Genomic DNA, 18,938 nt, shown 5'->3' with positions numbered 1-18,938 from the left:
ATACGCTAAAGCATGACGCTAAATCTAGGAATTGACAAAGATTTGACGATAAAAGCTGATTCCTTAACATTGTGAAGAGATCTTAACATTCGCATTGGTAAATCCTTGAAAATACGTAGTTGCAAATTTTGCTAAATATTTTAGTCCATTATCCGAAAAGATGAGCGAAGAGGTACTAATAACGAGGAAAAAAAAGTGAAAACCGTTAATTCTTTATTCTTTGGACTTGCATTGATGTCGCTAACATCGTGTAGCTATGTGGAGCATTTTGAAAAACGCGCCCAGGCCATTAACGAGTTAGAGGATAAGATTTTAGTTTTATCAAAAGAGAATCAAGAGATGAATAATAAGCTTATGCAAGCTAATTACAAAATCAAAACTCTTGAAAGTAAGAATTACTATCTCGAAACACAATTGAAAGATAAGGCTCCAAAGAAGGAGAGTTATACAAAGAGAACAATTGCAAGTGTTGCTCGTGTCGACAGTAATGATCTTGTTAAATATGACGTGTACAAGTGGGACGCTAAAGAGATGGTCTCAATTGCACAAAAAGAATTCGATTCTAAGAATTATGAAAAGAGTGCACAGTTCTTCAATGCGTATACAAAGAATTTTCCTAATTCAAAAGAGCTTGATGCGGACTTCCTATTTCAGGCCGGTGTTGCAAGCTATGAGTCAGGGAAGCACTATGATTGGAGTGAGAAATACTTCACTTATTTAACAAAGAAGTATCCTACTTCAAAGTACTACCTAGGTGCAAAGCTATGGCTAGGTATGAGTTATTTAAAGCAAAATCGTAAAGATGAATTCTTCGCAGTAGTGGAAGAATTTAGAAAGAAATATAGAAACACTCCTGAATGGAATATCTTAAGTGGGCACTATGAGAAAATCGTACAGAAATATAAAAAGAACTAGTTTTCTAATCTTAGCATTTATCTCAAGTCTCGCTCTTGGTGCCGAAGCGGCAAAAACTCCAAGGGCCGTCGTTGCGAGAGTGCAGGGAAATGTTTTTGTTACTAGTAATCAACAAACAAAGAAATTAGATGCAGGTAGCTTCATCTATGATTTTGATGATATTTTTACTGAGGTAGGAGCTGAACTTGTTTTTAGAGACTACTTTGATCATGAATATCATGTTTCAGGCTCAAGTTATATTTCAATGCTTAATAAGATTGTAGAACTTAAGTCTGGATATGTTTGGGTTAAGTCAATTGAAGAAACAGATGATAAGTTTCAGCTTCAAACAGTAAATGCCACAATCTCTTACAATAGTGGAGAGTATATTGCTTCTTATGACCCAGAAAATGGAAAGACGCAAATTCTTAGTATTACAGGAACTCATACAATTAATAATAATGTTTACGAGTTTATGAAAGAGCAAGTTGGCCCAGGCCGTTTCTCTTTTGTTAAGGAAGATTATGAGAATGGTGCGCCAAGAGTTCCAACACCTATTTCTTCAAGTGCATATGAAGCGGTGACATCTTTATTTCCTGCTGTTAAGCCGATGAATGAACGCACTCTAGTTGCTAGAGCACCAAGACATAAGGATAATAAGATCTCGCAAGAGCTTTATAATAAGACTCCTAAGAGATCAACAGCTTCAGTTACTCTTAGAGAAGATATGAGAGTTTCAAATAGACCAGGTGAAATTGTCGTAAGACAATCTCATACAGTGAAAACTCGTCGTGATATTGCTTCTGTTGGAGTAGAAGGTGGGGCAAGAGCAACTCGTCTTGAGCAATTCTATGAAGAAAAACTTAAGGAGATGGCAAAAGAAGCTCCTAAGAAAAAGAAAGTAGTTAAGAAGTTTAAGCCAGACTATACAACTAAGTCAGATGTTGAAGTAAATGTTTACGGGCCGAAGTCTAGGGTTCCTGCTTCTAAAGAAGAAGGTCCAGTTCAAATGCAAAAAGAGCGTGAATATGAGAGGGAAGCTCCTCAAGAAGGAGTTCGTCCTGAACGTAAGTTTAGACCAGAGAAACCTCAATCATTACGTAATCCTGCATCGGTACCTTCTCCAGTTGATGAAGAGCTTAAGAATGATGTATTCGAGTCTTCACTAAGAAGAGAGTATTTAAATCAACAAAAGCACAGCGATGCTGTGAACAGTCTAATAAATGATCTTGAGAGTTATAGTCAGGATTATAAAGAAGCCTACTAAGAAAAAAATCCCGGTATGATAAAAAAATGATCTCAGTTAAAATATAAGCAATTATTTTGCTTATATTTTAACTATTTAGATGGGATCAGTCGTATGTCTATTTCACAAATTCCTCAGGCCCTTACTTATGATGATGTCTTAATTAAGCCAGGCTATTCAGAAGTTTTGCCAGGAGATGTTTCACTAAAAACAAAATTTTCACGTAATATTGCTTTAAATATTCCAATCGTCTCAGCTGCTATGGATACAGTTACAGAATCTAAGACTGCAATTGTTATGGCCCAACAAGGTGGTATCGGTGTTATTCATAAGAATATGACACCAGAGGATCAAGCCTGGGAAGTTGAGAAGGTGAAGAAATTTGAATCAGGAGTCGTTCTCAATCCAATTACAGTAAATCCTGAGATGCAACTAGAAGAAGTGATTAGACTTACTAGTAAGAATAAGATCACTGGAGTTTTAGTTGTTGATTCAGAGAACTACCTTGTCGGTATTCTTACTAGTCGTGATATTCGTTTTGAACAAAACTTAAATCAGAAAGTAAAAGATATCATGACACCAAAAGAGAAGTTGGTTTTTGCTCTTGAGGGAATTGAGTTAGATGAGGCCCAAAAAATTCTCCATAAGAATAGAATTGAAAAGCTTCCAATTGTTTGTAAGAACGGAAAGCTTAAAGGTCTAATTACAATCAAAGATATTCTAAAACGTATTAACTTTCCAAATTCAAATAAAGATGCCCTCGGACGTCTTAGAGTTGCAGCAGCAATTGGAGTTGGCGACAAGGAAGTTGGGCGTGCTAAGCATCTTATTGCAGCAGGTGTTGATTGTATTATCATTGATACAGCTCATGGCCACTCAAAGGGTGTCATCGGAATGGTAAAAACTGTTCGTGGCCTAATACCTAAAGATCAAAGTGTCGATATTATCGCAGGAAATATTGCAACACCTGAAGCTTGTATGGCCTTGATTGATGCAGGTGTTGATGGAGTTAAAGTTGGTATTGGCCCAGGATCAATTTGTACAACTCGTGTTGTTGCAGGGATTGGTGTTCCTCAGCTATCTGCCGTTATGGATTGTGCAGATGTTTGTTTTAAAGCAGGAATTCCATTTATTGCTGATGGTGGGATTAAGTATTCTGGAGATATCGTTAAGGCACTAGCGGCCGGTGCAAGTTGTGTCATGCTAGGTTCAATGTTTGCTGGTTGTGATGAAACACCTGGTGAGATGGTTCTTTATCAAGGTCGAACTTATAAGGTTTACCGTGGAATGGGTTCTCTTGGAGCAATGAAACTTGGTTCAAAAGATCGCTATGGCCAAGGTGATGTTGATGATCAAAAACTTGTTCCAGAAGGTATTGAAGGGCAAGTACCGTATAGAGGAAGTCTTGCTTCTAATATCTATCAACTTAATGGTGGGATTAGAAGTGGTATGGGTTATGTTGGAGCTTCAACAATTGTTGAAATGCAAGAGAAGGCACAGTTTGTAAAAATCACGGCAGCATCTCTTAAAGAAAGTCACCCACATGACATTATGATTACGAAAGAAGCGCCAAATTATCAAATCGAAAAATAGGAATTAAAAATATGAGTACAAGACAAATTTGGATCGTGGACTTTGGTTCACAGTACACACAACTAATTACTAGAAAATCACGTGAGTTAGGTTACTCAAGTGAGATCATCACTGTGAAAAAGGCCCGTGAACTTTTCAGTGAAGGCAAGAAGCCAAATGCTCTTGTTCTTTCTGGTGGCCCACAATCAGTTTTTGAAGATGAAACAAATTATGACTTTGTCTTTGAAAATGAAAATCTTCCAATCCTTGGTGTCTGCTACGGTATGCAACTTATGGGCAAATACTTTGGTGGTGTTGTCGAGAAGGGAACAATCGGTGAGTATGGCCATGCCAAGATTCATTTAATTAATGGATTTAAAATGGATGGTGTCCCAGAAGAAGTTAATGTTTGGATGTCTCACTCTGATCATATTTCAAAACTTCCTGAAAACTTCAACCTTGTGATGGAGTCAGCAAATGGACTTGTTTCGGCCATTGAGCATACGACGCGTCCAATGATGGGGTTACAATTTCACCCTGAAGTTGAACATAGCGAGCACGGAAAGGATATTTTAAATCACTTCTTTAAAGATATCGCCAAACTTGAAAAAGATTGGGATGCAACTGAAATGCTTGAAGAAGCAAAAGAACTTGTACGTGGAATTGAAAAATCAAAAGTTCTATGTGCTTTCTCTGGTGGCGTTGACTCTCTCGTCGCAGCACAACTTTCACATGAAGTAATTGGTGATAACTTATATTGCTTCTTCGTTGACCACGGACTCCTTCGCCCACAAGATTACCAACATATTGAAACGCTAAAAGAGAAGACTCAGCTTAATATTGAAGTAATTGATGTTAAGGCCGAGTTCATGGCAAACCTAGAAGGGAAGTCTGATCCTGAAGATAAGCGTAAGGCCATTGGTAAAACCTTTATTGATATCTTTGAGATGAAAGTTAAGGAATACCAGGAAAACCACGGAATTAATTTTGAATACCTTCTTCAAGGGACTTTATATCCAGACGTTATTGAATCAATCTCTCCGCATGAAGAAGATGGAAAGTCAGTAACGATTAAGTCTCACCACAATGTCGGTGGACTTCCAGAGAGAATGAATCTAAAACTCCTTGAACCACTTCGCTACCTTTTTAAAGACGAAGTTAGAAAGATGGGTGAGGAGTTAGGACTTGAGCACGGCTGGGTTCATCGCCATCCATTTCCTGGCCCTGGAATTGGGATCCGTGTCCTAGGTGAACTTACAGAAACTCGTATTGCTCAAGTTCAACAAAGTGATCAAATCCTTTTTGAAGAATTACATAAGAACAATCTCTACGAATCAACTTGGCAGGCACTAACTGTTTTACTTCCAGTAAAAACAGTTGGGGTAAAAGGTGATGGCCGTGCATATGAAGAAGTGATTTGTCTTCGTATGGTTAACTCAAGTGATGGGATGACTGCGACGTGGACTGATATGCCACACGCTTTCTTATCTCGTGTTTCAAATCGCATCACAAATGAAGTTAAGGGCATCACTCGCGTGGTTTATGACATCACGTCTAAACCTCCTGGTACCATTGAATGGGAGTAGCACCCGCATCATTTTGCATCCGCAAATGGGATGCGGTGCTACCGCCCGTTGCCTGTAATGAAACAATACTTCAACCGACCGACGTTTATGTCGGTCGTGTTGTTTCCGGCGGTATGGGAAAGTTGTCGCATTTGAGCGAAAGCCGCACCTACGGTTTGCTTTCTTGAATCACATCCATCTCTGCATCAAAACTACCCTTTAGGGTACTTTTGCCGCAGGATGTGCCTCAGGCGCAATGGGAAAGTCTACGAATTGTAGTACCACCCAGCCTGGCCTTGGGCTTGGGTACGCGCCACCTTTTCGAGATTTTAAATACTTAAAAATTTATATTGTTCAAAAAATCGATCACAGGCCTACTCTGGCCAACTATTTTAAGTAAGCCTAATTTCTAGCTCTAAATATATTAGTTAATTTAATAAGACATTAGTTATTGGCCTTAGCTTTCTTGTCTAGGACTTAAATTATTCGCTAACTTATTTAAATCTCGAAAAGGTGGCGCGTACCTTACTTAGTGCAAACTAGCTTATAAACAGTTGCACCATCGACGTTAACTAGCTCAAAGCGGCTGTTTTGATCGAATGTTGCAGTTGAGACAATCCCTTTAGTGTAGTCGGGACCAAATGTGATTTTAGCGACAAATTGCTCTTCGTCGTACTTTGTGAAAACGAAGTATGCTTCATCGATATCTGCGTGAATCTTTGCATCTGTATAATCAAACGCTCTTTCAAGTTTTATTTCTTTAAGTTGAGATTGCCCTCTGTCATCTAGGTATCTCTTAGAGGCGGTACAATCCATTGATAAGGCAGAAGATGCTAAAAGTAGTAATAATGTAATTTTTGCGATCTTTGTCATTTGAACTCCTTATCTTGATTTATGAGATATGAAATTCTAGTGAAAAACAAGCGCCAAAGCAAAAGATGAAGCACAATAGTTAGAAAGTGTTAGATTTGATTGCGCTACCAGCCAAATAACACGGTCTCATCTTCGTCACCACTTGCACTATTATTATTAGGCTGATACCAAGCTTGAAACTTATCAGGGGACTCAAATACTGTGCCAGAAGCAATATTGGTGCTTAGGTAGGCACGATAAGGGACGTTGTCCTCGTTAGTTGTGCGCGTCAAAGTTATTGTTGATGTTGAACCATCGCTTCCATCAGTTACTGTGATAATAGCTGGTGAGAGGGAAGTGAAGGCAACAAAGTCAGCATTGGTATTAATTCCAAACGAGTTCTTCATTAACGCTGTTGGTACAAATGGTGCTGCACAGTATCCGTTTGAATCAGCTGTTGAGTTTCCAATCATTGGGATGGAGACGTCTGAAACAATACGTGTTGCCTGTGTGTCATAGAGGTTTCGATTTCCACTCACTATGTGTGCGTAAGTTGTACCTGCCGTAAGAGTCGCAGCTTGAGTTGTGGACTCTGAGTTGTAGATTGTTACACTATTGCTACTGGCCGCAGTTGTGATATTTCCAGTTGTTGATGGGAAGCCAATGATGTCTGTGGCCTTTGGTAGAAGAGGTTTGGGATCCACATGATCAGAACCTGTTCCTGCCATCATATAGGCCAGTATATATCCCGTTGAGTTAAGCTCATAAGAAGCATATGTTGAAACCGTTAGGGTTGTTGAAGTTCCTGCAACTAGACTAGCAGAGGTAACGACAGAACCATTTCTTGTGATTTCAATATCAGAGTCAGTGTAGGCGTAAACTGAAATATTGCTGACATTTTGTCTTGTATGATTAAAGAGAAAGCTTTTTCCTACCCAGCTTGTAGGGTTCCAAACGATATTAGCGTTCTTACTTGCTGAAGTACTATTGCTATCACTTCTTCTTCCTGCAACAAAGAATTTTCCTGTTGCTTCAATAGTGTCGAATTGAGCACAGGTGAAACTATGGGTATCAGTCTTATTAAAAGTTCCTGCAATTGGTGTTCCATTGTGTTCAAAAGTGTTTCCATCTTCAAGCGAAACGAGACGACAAGAAGTTGCGCCTCCTACATTGACGGCCATATAGTTGGATTGAAATATAGGAATATCTGGAAGAGTCTCTGAAATTAGTATATTCGATGATTCAGAATTATAGGCACCATTTGTTGCATAGACTCGGTAGCTATACTCTGTTTCTGGTGTAAGTCCTGTGTGCGTAAAGTCAGTTAGGGGATGCGAAGTCGTGATTGTTTGCCAACTTCCAACACCTTCTTTGTAATCAATTTGATATCCTGTAATTGCTGGGCCATTAGGATCTGGAGTAGTCCAAGCAATCTTAATTGAATCAGTTGTTCTCTCTACTAGAGAGAGGTTTTTAATCTTATTTGGCGGTGCTAGAACGTACCATGAAGTAGATGAAGTTATTGTTTCATTTCCTGCAGCATCAATTGTTTTTAAAAGGAGATAATATTGCTCTCCTTCTGTTAGTGTGACACCAGTGTATTGATATGAAGCTGACATAAAGGGAGTATAATTTGCTCCAGGTAAAATATCTGCTTCTGCCGGAGATGATGAAATTGCCACTTCATAAGCCTTAATAGTGCTTCCAGTTGCGTCAGCGTTTGCTAATGAAAATGAATCCGATGCGTTTATTGTTGCATCTGAATTTAAATTTATAGTAGGGGCCGTTGGAGCGATATCATCGTGAATGATGTCATCACTAAGGCAGTCCGACTCATAAAGTGTTGCCGTTCTAAATTTAATATAGACATTGTTGACACTATTTAATGAAGAAAGAGTCCAAGGAAGAGATGTTGCATAGGTTTGCCAGCTACCTCCCGATGAACAACTCGCATCTGTTGTAATATACATTTCATTAGCATTTGAAGCTGTAATACTTAAAGTTGCACTCGTTTGATTAGTTGCACTTGCGCCACTATTGATTGAAAAACTTATTGTGTGTGGAATATCATTTGTAATCTTGATACCACTAGTGTCCCCTGTCGTTATGGCCAGGCTTGCATCATGGCCAGCATAGTCTTTAATTGTTCCACCGTTAAGCTCAATTAATGATGAGAGAAGAACTCCATCTGTTGGGTCATTATCAGCACTTGTGATTGTATATTCAAAGTTAAGTGTATTTGTTCCTGAACCACTCTTGTAATCAAGAAAGACGTTACCACTATCAAGTTGTAGCTGAATCCTTGGACTTCCTGTTACCACAATACTTTCATCAAAGGTTACTGCGAAGTTTAAGATATCATCAATGATGTAGCTGCCATCTGTTGGAAGTGTTATTGAAGTAAAACTTGGTGCTTGGGTGTCGACAAAAACAGAAGGGAAGTTCTTATCGGTAAAGATACTTGTTAATGTATTTTCTTGGTCGTCTTCAATCGTTGCACTTGAAACATCAAGAGGGGAGATCGCTGATATGCCATCACCGTCATTATCTGTTACGGTCACGATATATTCAAAAATAAATTCATCAGTTCCACTTCCTGAGACATAGTCTGCAAAAACAGTTGTGGCACCAATTTCTAATTCAAGTCGGGGAGTGCCACTAATAACTGTTGCGGCCTTATTAAAGTTAACCGAGATCGAAATAGTCTCTCCCAGAGTGTAGTAACCAGGGGTTAAGATCGTAATATTATCGATATAGAGCTCTCCCAGAGGAAGCTGCTCATTGCCAATATTTACTTTCTTTAGGGTTTCCTCGTCTGCTCCTGCAGAACATGACGTTAATGTTACTAAGAGGAAAGCGATAGAAGTTATTAATATTACAAACTGTTTTACTTTGAACATGTTTGTATTATCGGATAGAGATAATAAATATTTATAAATAAAATAACTGATAAAAATCAGCTTCTTTAGAAAGTAGTGTTAAATTGCTGTAAATATTAAATGTTGTTACTGGATTAGCTTTAAAAGGTCCTTACTAAATGCATTGGACATTAGGGCCGAAAATAAGAAGATGAAGAATGTTGCGAAGACTTGCTTGATAAATTTCTTTTCCATGGAGAAATCTTACTGGATTTTAACAGTTGAAAATACTTTTTTGATAATTGCCTAGGCAGTGTTCAGTTTTTTACTAGATTATTGTGCAAAAAGGTTAAGCTGGTCTAGGCGTGACTCATGCTTAGAGAAAATTGTTTCAACAGAGTGCTCATGAACTTCGCGTTTTTCAAAACCATTGTCATAAGTTTGAATAACGAAGAAAGACATACGTGGAAACTTTGCCTTTAGCTCTTTCATTGCATCTGTAATCAGGTCGATATTACCAGCATCATCATCACTCATTCCAAAGCGGTGATAATCAGAGTAGCCGTATTTTTGAATAGCAAGTTCAACTGATTCAATGATGGCCTTGTACTTAAGCTCAGGCACATTATAATCTTCATCGCGTCCACCAAGGCGTACACGTGTCTCAGGGTTTGAGACGGCATAAACAGTGTGGAAGTTTGGCATATTAGGCAGGTGACCTTCATTATAAATAACTTCAATCCCTTGCTTAATCGTATCCTCTCTGTGACCACGAGCTGTAATGATTGAAACAGGTCTTTGATTATAAGTTGCATGGAAGAAGTGATTCCAACTCGGAGCTTTCCAAGTCGAATCACTTCTTTCAAGTGCATCCTGGATATCTGTGATAAGTGATTGCTTTCTTCCGGTTAGTCGTTGAGTAAGCGAAAGGTCTGAATCGCGGAAATTTCTAAAAGTTCCCGTCTCATCGTCGAAATCCATGTGATAATTTGCGTATGGGCCTTCTTTTCCAATGATCTTGTTATGAGCAGCAAATTCATGAGAAGAAAGAAGTTTTTCTTCACCTGTCTCATTGTGAAAGATGATAATTGGAGTCGAAAGGAAAACGACATTGTCGTCAAAATCGAAGAAATAGAAAGACTTTCCACCTAGGTGGAAGTTGCGATCCTTTTCGCGAGGAAGCTCAAAGTTAAACTCAAGCTGTTCCTTATTCTTTGGTGTTTTTTTCTTACGAGTAAAAACCATGTTGTCTCTCTATAAACTTTTATGCCGTATATTCGCAGAAGTCATGGTCACGTTCAAGAAAAGAGCTTAGTATCTGCAATATTTACAGATACTAAGTTATTGAAACCTAATAGCATTTACTATCGTTTAGTAGGGTAATCGTCGCGGAAGTCATCATTTTAAGATCGTTGCTATCAAATACCAGTGAACTATTTGATAGGGCCGTGAGACTTTGCTCAATTCCGGTACATATCATCCAGTCTTCTGATGCAAAGCTAATCGCGCTTAAAAGATCATTCGTATAGTTTGAAATAATATAACTATTTTCTTCAGTCGGTTCAAAATTAGTCATTCTAATTTTAAAGAAGAAGTCCCTTAGAAGGATAAGAGTTAGGCGATTTAATAAAGCGTAGTTCGGATTATTATCAATCTGAGAAAATGATAATTGGTCCACCATTGGGATGATATCTCTAAGAAGTTTATAATCTGCTCTTAGGTTCTTTAATCGATTTAGATCATCAGACTTTGCATATAGCTCTTTTGATAACTTCAGATTAAGAGTAATGAGTGGCGCAAGATCGATAGTGTTATAGCTATCAAGAGCAGTATTTCCTCGCATAAAGTATGAAAGTTCTTCTTTGATTGAGCGTGAATTAAAAGAGCGCAGTTGAGTGTTTTCGACAATATCAAAAGACTGTTTGGCCCATTTCATTTTAAAATCTCCAAAACTTAAAATATCTTGTTTAACCAATACTTTTGTTGAGTAGACATAATTATCATCATTGATTCCCTGGGCCCTAAGTAGCTCATGAAGAACCATGATATTAGCAAGGCGAGAGTTCTTAAAAATATTATTCCAGTGAAGCTCTGGTATTGCCTCTCCAACATAGAGTGTGATTTTACCGGGCTCTCCAATAGCACTAACTGGGTTTCCAAGGTTATCAATTAAGATTTCCTTCGATGTACTAATTGTTTTGATATTTAAATGGGGCTTCAGAAATAGAGGTGATATTAGTACGTCACTTATCGACTTAAAGCCTTCTTTATAATATTCCAAAATTCCATTTCCTGTACTGATAAAACGTAGTCTAACAGTATCGCCACCATTACCAACTCCTGAGCCACCTTCTCGAAGAAGTGGACGTTCTCCTGCATGAGTGGAAAGAGTTAAAAAAGATAGTGCTAAAATTAAAAGTACTCTCATTGGTCAACCTTATTTGAAATAGCAAAAAAATTAATTGCTAAGTGATATAATTGATTTCCTTCAAAGTCCTTTTCGATAAACTTTTGAGAAAATTCTTCTCTGAATTTTCTTAATTCTTCTTTTGCTTTTGGAAGATTCTCGCAGCGTATTCCAAATGTAAAACCAGAGAACTCTCGCTCTTTCACATCTTGTTTCTCTACGGCTTCTTTTGCTAGTTCTGCAATATTCTTGTGATACTCTTGCTTAGCAAGATTTGGGATGTCATTTGCTGTAAAGACTGTCCCATGGGCCTTGCGGTAGCTCCCATCAATAAGAGTGAGCATTTCAAGCTTTGTTAATAAATCGACACTCTTTCTAATTTCAGTAAGAGGGTAGTTATGAATTAATAATTTTTGAATCTTAATTGGTGTAAGATTTGTATTAATCAAGCAAAATAATTCAAGGATAAAGAAGTTAAGAGGGTTACGAATTAACTCGTAACTATCGACTTCATAAACTTCAAGAGTTTCATTATTTCTTTGAATCGATTTTAAATAGAAAATCTTTTCTTCTTCAGACTTCGCGGCCTGAAGTTTAACAAGCTTTTCAAAATAGTCAGCTTCTTCTGGTGTAAGTTTTAAGTCCTTTGTAAGAGTCATAATATACTTACTTGGAAGATTGCGTTTCCCATTAAGAACTTGGTGAAGCTGAGAATGAGAAGTTATTCCTAGCTTTTGGGCCCATGATCTAATTGAGAAGTTGGGGTTAAGTTCTTTCTTCTTAAGCCACGTATCTCTTAGATAAAGAGAAGCATTCACGTAGTTGTAAATTTCTACAGAATGCTTTTCTGATAAATATGGGGAAGTTGTTTGAATATCCAATCTATTTTACTTTTAAATCAAGTCCGTAATCTAAATTCCAAGTACAATTGTAATTATTTGTCCCCTTTGTTTTTTGGGTCATATTCTCAGGGATTGAAATATTCACTTTACCTTTTTGGTAAGTCAGAGTTCCGATATTAAGGTTTTGTAAATAGTCTTTCTTGTTACGATATAAATCGTATCCTCCGAAACCGTCTTCTTCACCGATGAAACTCATTGCAAAACCTGCACATTTCTTTCTGTCTTGTGACTTTATTAGAATAGTGATTCTGCCTGTACTTGATTTTGTAATCTGAACGTCTAATTTAATATTTAGAGTCTTACTTTTTGGATAGTAGTCTTCGTAATCAAAACAAAGAAACTTGCCACAATCAATCTCAAAATAACCAGTGTAAGTTAAAGAGATCTTTTTCTTTCCACTATATTCGCCTTCAATTGATTTCTTTCCAAGTGCCTGAGTACTTAAAGAGAGTGTCAGTAGGGTAATTGCTGCAATTAATCTTTTCATTCTTTATCCTTATAATATTATTTTTTTAGGTTTACGTTTAATCCGTGCTTAAGATCCCATATGCAGTTGTGTCCATTGCGACCTTTTGTTAGCATTGAAATCTCTTGTGAAATTGCAATATCTAATTCTTTTTGCGCATAAGTTGCAGTACCAAAGACCTCATTTTTTAAGTATGATTCTTTGTTTTTGAATAGATCATATCCTCCAAAACCATCGGGCTCACCGATTAGCTTGATTGAGAAGCCTGCACACTTTTTCTTGTCTTGTGAAGAAATCATAAGAGTAATTCTTTCTGAACTTGTCTCAACAACTTTTGCTTCAAGTTTTACTTTGAAAATATTTTCGCGAACATAGCTATTGTTAAAGCATACAGATTGCTTGTAACTTTGAACCAGGATGAATGTTCCGATGATCCCAATTGGTCCAAGTGACCACGCTGCTCCAGCAGCACCTAGTGAAAGTGCATTGTAGCCAAGTCTTCCATCGAATGAGCATTTGTTAAGGAGTTTAACACCATCGTAGTTTAAGGAAATGCTTTCTTTACCCTTGTACATTCCCGTGATGCCATTATCTTTACCACCAAAAAGTGCATAAGTATTTGTACTTAAGATGACTGTACTAAATACTGCGATTAATACTTTTTTCATTTCTCTCTCCCTAGTTCTAACTTATTAGTTACAACCATTATTTCTCATAATTCTGTATGCGCTTAAAACATTCTTTCTCTTAGTCACGACATCGTTTGTGACAAGAACAAAAGTTAAGCTCTTTTTTGCACATTCATAGCTTCTAGAAAATGTACTTTCTTCGATCAATTCAATGGCCAGAGCTGCAACACGATTTAAGACTGCAATTTCTGTTTCATCATTCTTTGATCTTTCACCTTCAGAGATACCTCTTGAAAGGATATCTTCAACGTACTCTCTATGGTTTCCGTAACACCAAAGACAAAGTCTTCTAGAGAGTCTGTCGTGAAATTTATTTAGGTCACCAATCGCGTCTCTTAAATGTCTTCTTAGAAAGAGAACTTTGTGTTCTGGTGAATCGTAAATTTCTGTCCCCTCAATTGCACTTGCAAGAGTTGTGTAGAAGTAGAAGAAGTTCTTTTTTGGAGTGCTATCTAGAACAAAGTGTGAAGCATCTAAAAGGATTTCTAATTCCTCTTCGTATGTCACGCTTTCAAAACCTGATACAATTGCGTTCTCTAAAATAAAACTCGTGTCTTTACACCACTTGCTAACTTGCGCGTTAGTTGTGAGTGCTAAAAATGTACAAATAAAAACTAATAACTTTTTCATCGAATCCTCCCAGATTGTTTCCAATGGGGGAGTTCTATCGACTTAAAAGTAAAAGTTGAACGCATTTGTACACAAACTGTATCAAAAATGTAAACAGCCGATTTGAATGTCAGTAAGATTTATGTAGTTTGGTCTACCAGTTGGTCCCTTTCATATTATGAATCACTTCAAAAACAGTCGTTCTTTCAATGATTCCAATGACTTTTCCATTTTCCACCACAGGAAAGGCATGAAAGGGATAGTGAAGGAAGAGCTCAACAATGAAGGTTAAAGTGGACTTTGCTGGGATCGTCACTACATTTTCGCTCATATAGTGTTCAACAAGAGAAGAGGGGTGGTTGTAATACTTAGCGTCGAGGCTGTATTTGAGGCAGTCTTTTTGTGAAAGAAAGCCCACGATATTTTCATAATCATTTACCACGGGAAGTCCCGTTATATTGTGTTTTATAAAGTATTCTCCAGCTTCCTGCATATCCATATCCGTATGGAGGGGGATGAACTCCTTGATAACTCGATTGATAATATTATAACTGGAAGTGAATAATTCATCTTTTTCTTTTTGTCTTGGGGCCTTATCTCTTTCGATAGGCGGAGTGTAGTTAACCATTACTTATCCCTTTTTCGTTTGAACATATAACAAATTGTATTGTTAAAACTTGAAAAGATTTTGATTAAATGTAGAGAAATCATCATAATAACTCGTAATGGAATTTATTCATGAATATGGCATAGTAGGGCTCTTCTTTATCAGCTTTGCCGCCGCAACCATTCTTCCTTTTAGTTCAGAAGCATTTCTCTTTGGTGCTGTTAAGGCAGGGCTTTCAAAGATTGATATCTTTTGGTCTGCCAGTCTTGGAAACTTTCTGGGTGGGGTAAGTTGTTTCTATCTTGGTCACATGGGAAAGCTAAGTTGGTGTGAAAAATATCTAAAGATTAGTAAAGATCAAATCAATCGCTGGCAGGGCCTAATTCAAAACTATGGGCCAGGACTAGCAATTTTGACATGGCTTCCCATTATTGGGGATCCACTGGCCGTTGCACTGGGTTATTTTCGTTGTCATCCCAAATATGTTTTTCTCACCATGTATATTGGCAAGGCTGTGCGTTATGTGTTTGTAATTTGGTTAGCAAATAAACTCTAAGAATATGACAAAACACCTTTAAAATGGGATAATTTAAAAGCACGACACACTGATTAATTAAGACATTTTGAGGACTCCATGGAACAAGATAGTAACGTCGAATCTAATGAAACTAGCGAAACGAAATCACTAAAAGAAACACACCCTGATAGTTTTGTTCACTTACACCTACATACGCAATATTCTCTTCTTGATGGAGCGATTCGCTTAAAGGATCTAATTCCTGAAGCGCAGAGGCTTGGGGTACCGGCCATTGCTCAGACAGATCATGGAAATATGTTTGGGGCCATTGATTTCTATACTCGCTGTAAGGATGCAGGAATCAAACCTATCCTTGGTTCAGAAATTTACTTTACTCCTGGTTCTCGCTTTGATCGTCGTGCTGCAAAGAAGTCCGCAAGTGTTAGTTCCCAAGATGCGGAAGAGTCTTCAAGACAAATTCACCACCTTATTCTTCTTGCAAAGAATAATACAGGTTATCAAAACCTATGTAAGCTTCTTTCAAAAGCGTATCTTGAAGGTTTCTATTATAAGCCGCGCGCTGACGTTGAACTACTTCGAGAGTACTCAGAAGGTCTAATCTGTACGACAGCATGTCTTAAGGGAGAAGTTGGTTACAACTTCTTTACTGGCCAAGATGATAAGGCCATCCGTGCTATTGAAAAGTTAAGAGATATCTTTGGTCCAGACGACTTCTATCTTGAGATCCAAGAAAATGGTATTCCGGAGCAAAGAATTGTAAACGAAAGAGTTATTGATTTTGCTCGCAAGAACGACATTAAGCTTGTTGCGACAAATGACTCACATTATATGACTCCTGAAGATGCGACTGCTCAGGAAGTTCTTCTTTGTATTCAAACAGGAAAGACCTACGCCGATGAAAATCGTATGCGTATGACGTCGCAAGAATTCTATTACAAGTCACCTGAAGAAATGAGGGCAGCATTTCACTATGCACCAGATGCTTGTGATAACACGCTTGAGATTGCAGATAAGTGTAATGTTGAACTTTCTTGGGAAGATGAAAACGGTAACCAAATTTATCATCTGCCAGATTATGAGATTGATACAGGAGAAACTCTTGAAGAATATTTCATACGAGAGGTTAATGAGGGACTTCAGGCCCGCTTTGATGGACCACAATTTAGAAATATTGTAAATCAACCAGACTGGGAAGAGCAGAAGCCTAAATATTACGAACGTCTTAAATATGAAACAGATCTTATTATTCAAATGGGATTCGTTGGGTACTTCCTAATCGTTGCCGACTTTATCCAGTGGTCAAAAGATAATGGAATTCCTGTAGGCCCTGGACGTGGTTCTGGTGCTGGTTCACTTGTCGCTTATTCACTTACGATTACCAATATTAACCCGCTTCCATATAACCTTCTCTTTGAGCGTTTCATTAACCCTGAGCGTATTTCGATGCCTGACTTTGACGTTGACTTTTGTCAGGCCGGACGTCAGCGAGTTATTGAATATGTAACTCAAAAGTACGGTGAAGATAAAGTAGGTCAGATTATTACTTTTGGTAAGCTTCAGGCAAAGGCCGTTGTAAAAGACGTTGCCCGTGTTTATGATTTAACATTTGCTGAAGCCAATATGATTTCAAAGTTGATTCCTGATGAAATCGGAATCACTTTAGATAAAGCAATTGAGATGGAGCCGAAGCTTCAGGAGCTTATTGAAACAGATCCTAAGATTCGCCAAATCTTTACCATTTCAAAAAGACTTGAGGGACTTTATCGCCACGCCGGTATTCACGCGGCCGGAGTTATCATTACCTCAGAGCCACTTGTAAATTACTGTCCACTTTTTAAAGGTGCTAAGGGTGAAAAAGTTGTTCAATTTGATAAGGACTTTTCGGAGTTAATTGGACTTGTAAAATTTGACTTCCTTGGACTTAAAACTCTAACTGTAATTGATTACGCTTCGGATTTTATTAAGCGTGACTATATGCCTGACTTCGATATTGAGGCAATCGACTACGAAGATGAAAAAGTTTATGACCTCATTTCTGAAGGGGATACGATTGGAGTTTTCCAACTGGAATCTTCGGGGATGCAGGATTTATGTCGTCGTATTTCTCCAGACACACTCGATGATATTACGGCCATTAACGCTCTTTATCGTCCAGGTCCGATGGGATCGGGAATGCACGATGAGTTCGTTGAAATTAAGCACGGGCGTAAGGAAGAAACTTATCCATTTGAAGATCTAAAGCCAATCCTGAACGATACTTACGGGATCATTATCTACCAAGAGCAGGTTATGAATATCGCCCGAAAGGTTGCAGGATACTCTCTTGGTCAAGCGGATATGCTTCGTAAGGCGATGGGGAAAAAGAAGCTTAAGGAGATGGAGCGCCATAAGCAAATTTTCTTAGATGGTGCTAAAGAGAGAAATTACGATCTTAAGATTGCAGAAACTCTCTATGATCAGATGGCGAAATTTGCGGAATACGGTTTTAACAAATCTCACGCCGTTGCTTATTCATATATTGCATACCAAACAGCTTTCTTAAAAACTTATTACCCTCCAGAGTTTTACGCTGGTCTATTAAGTACGGAACTTTCTAATACAGATAAGATTACGACAATTATTAACGATGCAAGAAATCACGATATTGAAGTACTTGCTCCATGTGTGAATGAGTCGCTTTGGCTATTCAACGTTGTTGATGGCAATCTTCGTTTTGGTATGGGTGCAATTAAAGGTGTTGGTGAAGGTGCTGTTGAAGAGATTGTACGCGAGCGTACCGAAAATGGGCCATTTGTCGGCTTCATTGATTTCTGTGAGCGAGTAAATCTTAGACAAGTTAATAAGAGAACAGTTGAAGCATTAATTCGCGTAGGTGGATTCGATGGTTGCGAAAATGAACTAAACCGTCGCACGATGCTTGAAAATATGGAAATGGTTGTTGCTTACGCAAGTAAGCGCCAAAAAGAAAAAGAGATGGGACAGACTAATCTCTTTGATATGGCCGAAGGGTCTGTCGATACCGGTGCTAACCAACTTGATATTGAACATACGGCCGACTGGGACGATAGAGAAAAACTTCTCTATGAAGCTGAGTTAATCGGAGTTTATGTATCAGGTCACCCGCTTGATCGATATCAAGGCGTGATTGAGCAGATGGCCTCAATGCCAATTGGGCAAATTCAAGATATTGATGGAACTTCAAAAAGAGATATGGTCCTTGCTGGGATGATCGTTGAGAGAAAACCGATCATGACAAAGAAAGGCGATCGCATGTGTTTTGCTACCCTAGAGGACTTGTCAGGTAAAATTGAGTGTATTGTCTTCCCAAAAACATTTGTTCAATATGAAGAAATTCTATTAAGTGATGATCCAATCATTATGACAGGACAGGTCAATTTGGCCGAAGAACCGCGAAAATTCTTCCCGTCAAAGATTCAAAAGCTAAAAGAGCAGGCTGAAGAAAGAGTGTCATCTGTTCGTCTTAATGTTCCAATGACTTCTTTAAATGAAGGCCGTTTAAATCGTCTTAAGCAGACGATTTTAGGTCATCGCGGAACTGTTCCTCTTCATATTATTTTTGAACATGATTCTGGAAGAGCGAGGATGCCACTAGGAAGTGACTATCTAGTAAACCCAACACCACAAATGGCGGCAAAAATTAATGAGATTTTTGATGCTGATGCGGTGAAGTTTATTATTGATGGAAAAATTAGCGATGTAGGGTAAAATACTT

The 18,938-nt window shown here is 38.1% G+C and carries 15 protein-coding genes; 6 read left to right on the top strand and 9 right to left on the bottom strand.

Features of this window, described 5'->3' with window-relative positions:
* The first annotated feature begins 195 nt into the window (after nt 1-195).
* The 4 genes from ACRXC1_RS09825 (at nt 196) to guaA (ending at nt 5,298) form a co-directional block, all read left to right on the top strand.
* Nucleotides 196-915 carry a tetratricopeptide repeat protein gene (locus ACRXC1_RS09825; protein WP_103219163.1) on the top strand — a complete coding sequence of 240 codons (720 nt, stop codon included), beginning with the start codon at nt 196-198 and terminating at the stop codon, nt 913-915.
* Nucleotides 881-2,161 carry a hypothetical protein gene (locus ACRXC1_RS09820; protein WP_433658402.1) on the top strand — a complete coding sequence of 427 codons (1,281 nt, stop codon included), beginning with the start codon at nt 881-883 and terminating at the stop codon, nt 2,159-2,161. The genes ACRXC1_RS09825 and ACRXC1_RS09820 overlap by 35 nt, the downstream gene beginning before the upstream one ends.
* Before the next feature lie 93 nt (nt 2,162-2,254).
* Complete coding sequence (gene guaB / locus ACRXC1_RS09815; RefSeq protein ID WP_433658400.1) at nt 2,255-3,733, top strand: IMP dehydrogenase; 1,479 nt, start codon at nt 2,255-2,257, stop codon at nt 3,731-3,733.
* Between the two features lie 11 nt (nt 3,734-3,744).
* Nucleotides 3,745-5,298: a glutamine-hydrolyzing GMP synthase gene (gene guaA, locus ACRXC1_RS09810; RefSeq protein ID WP_433658398.1), complete on the top strand. Its 1,554-nt coding sequence runs from the start codon at nt 3,745-3,747 to the stop codon at nt 5,296-5,298.
* A 504-nt stretch (nt 5,299-5,802) separates the two neighbouring features.
* Here guaA and ACRXC1_RS09805 read toward each other — a convergent pair.
* The 9 genes from ACRXC1_RS09805 to ACRXC1_RS09765 all read right to left on the bottom strand — a co-directional run bounded on the left by ACRXC1_RS09805 (nt 5,803) and on the right by ACRXC1_RS09765 (nt 14,688).
* Entirely contained in the window at nt 5,803-6,150 is a 348-nt protein-coding gene (locus tag ACRXC1_RS09805; protein ID WP_433658396.1) for a hypothetical protein, read from the bottom strand.
* A gap of 104 nt (nt 6,151-6,254) precedes the next feature.
* The gene (locus ACRXC1_RS09800) at nt 6,255-9,029 is read right to left on the bottom strand and encodes a fibronectin type III domain-containing protein (RefSeq protein WP_433658394.1); all 2,775 of its coding nucleotides are present in this window, start codon (nt 9,027-9,029) and stop codon (nt 6,255-6,257) included.
* Between the two features lie 291 nt (nt 9,030-9,320).
* Complete coding sequence (locus tag ACRXC1_RS09795) at nt 9,321-10,232, bottom strand: hypothetical protein (RefSeq protein WP_433658392.1); 912 nt, start codon at nt 10,230-10,232, stop codon at nt 9,321-9,323.
* 106 nt (nt 10,233-10,338) lie between these two features.
* Nucleotides 10,339-11,415: a hypothetical protein gene (locus ACRXC1_RS09790; protein ID WP_433658390.1), complete on the bottom strand. Its 1,077-nt coding sequence runs from the start codon at nt 11,413-11,415 to the stop codon at nt 10,339-10,341.
* A complete protein-coding gene (locus ACRXC1_RS09785; protein WP_433658388.1) occupies nt 11,412-12,275 on the bottom strand; it encodes a TIGR02147 family protein in 864 nt (287 codons plus the stop codon). Before ACRXC1_RS09785 ends, ACRXC1_RS09790 begins: the two co-directional genes overlap by 4 nt.
* Nucleotide 12,276: 1 nt before the next feature.
* Nucleotides 12,277-12,783 carry a hypothetical protein gene (locus tag ACRXC1_RS09780; RefSeq protein WP_433658386.1) on the bottom strand — a complete coding sequence of 169 codons (507 nt, stop codon included), beginning with the start codon at nt 12,781-12,783 and terminating at the stop codon, nt 12,277-12,279.
* A gap of 17 nt (nt 12,784-12,800) precedes the next feature.
* On the bottom strand, nt 12,801-13,430 hold the full coding sequence (locus ACRXC1_RS09775) for a hypothetical protein (protein WP_433658384.1): 630 nt from the start codon (nt 13,428-13,430) through the stop codon (nt 12,801-12,803).
* Between the two features lie 24 nt (nt 13,431-13,454).
* The gene (locus ACRXC1_RS09770; protein WP_433658382.1) at nt 13,455-14,081 is read right to left on the bottom strand and encodes a hypothetical protein; all 627 of its coding nucleotides are present in this window, start codon (nt 14,079-14,081) and stop codon (nt 13,455-13,457) included.
* Nucleotides 14,082-14,214: 133 nt separating this feature from the next.
* Nucleotides 14,215-14,688 (bottom strand): CBS domain-containing protein, encoded by a 474-nt coding sequence (locus tag ACRXC1_RS09765; protein ID WP_392909508.1) that lies wholly within the window; start codon nt 14,686-14,688, stop codon nt 14,215-14,217.
* Between the two features lie 97 nt (nt 14,689-14,785).
* Here ACRXC1_RS09765 and ACRXC1_RS09760 point away from each other — a divergent pair, with 97 nt between their 5' ends.
* Complete coding sequence (locus ACRXC1_RS09760) at nt 14,786-15,223, top strand: YqaA family protein (protein WP_433658380.1); 438 nt, start codon at nt 14,786-14,788, stop codon at nt 15,221-15,223.
* 78 nt (nt 15,224-15,301) lie between these two features.
* Entirely contained in the window at nt 15,302-18,931 is a 3,630-nt protein-coding gene (gene dnaE, locus ACRXC1_RS09755) for a DNA polymerase III subunit alpha (RefSeq protein ID WP_433658378.1), read from the top strand.
* The last annotated feature ends 7 nt before the right edge of the window (nt 18,932-18,938 follow it).

It is taken from the genome of Halobacteriovorax sp. GFR8, from assembly GCF_050955245.1.
GTDB lineage: Bacteria > Bdellovibrionota > Bacteriovoracia > Bacteriovoracales > Bacteriovoracaceae > Halobacteriovorax_A.
Note: the sequence above shows the minus strand (reverse complement) of the source record. Positions and strands in the feature narration are given on the sequence as shown.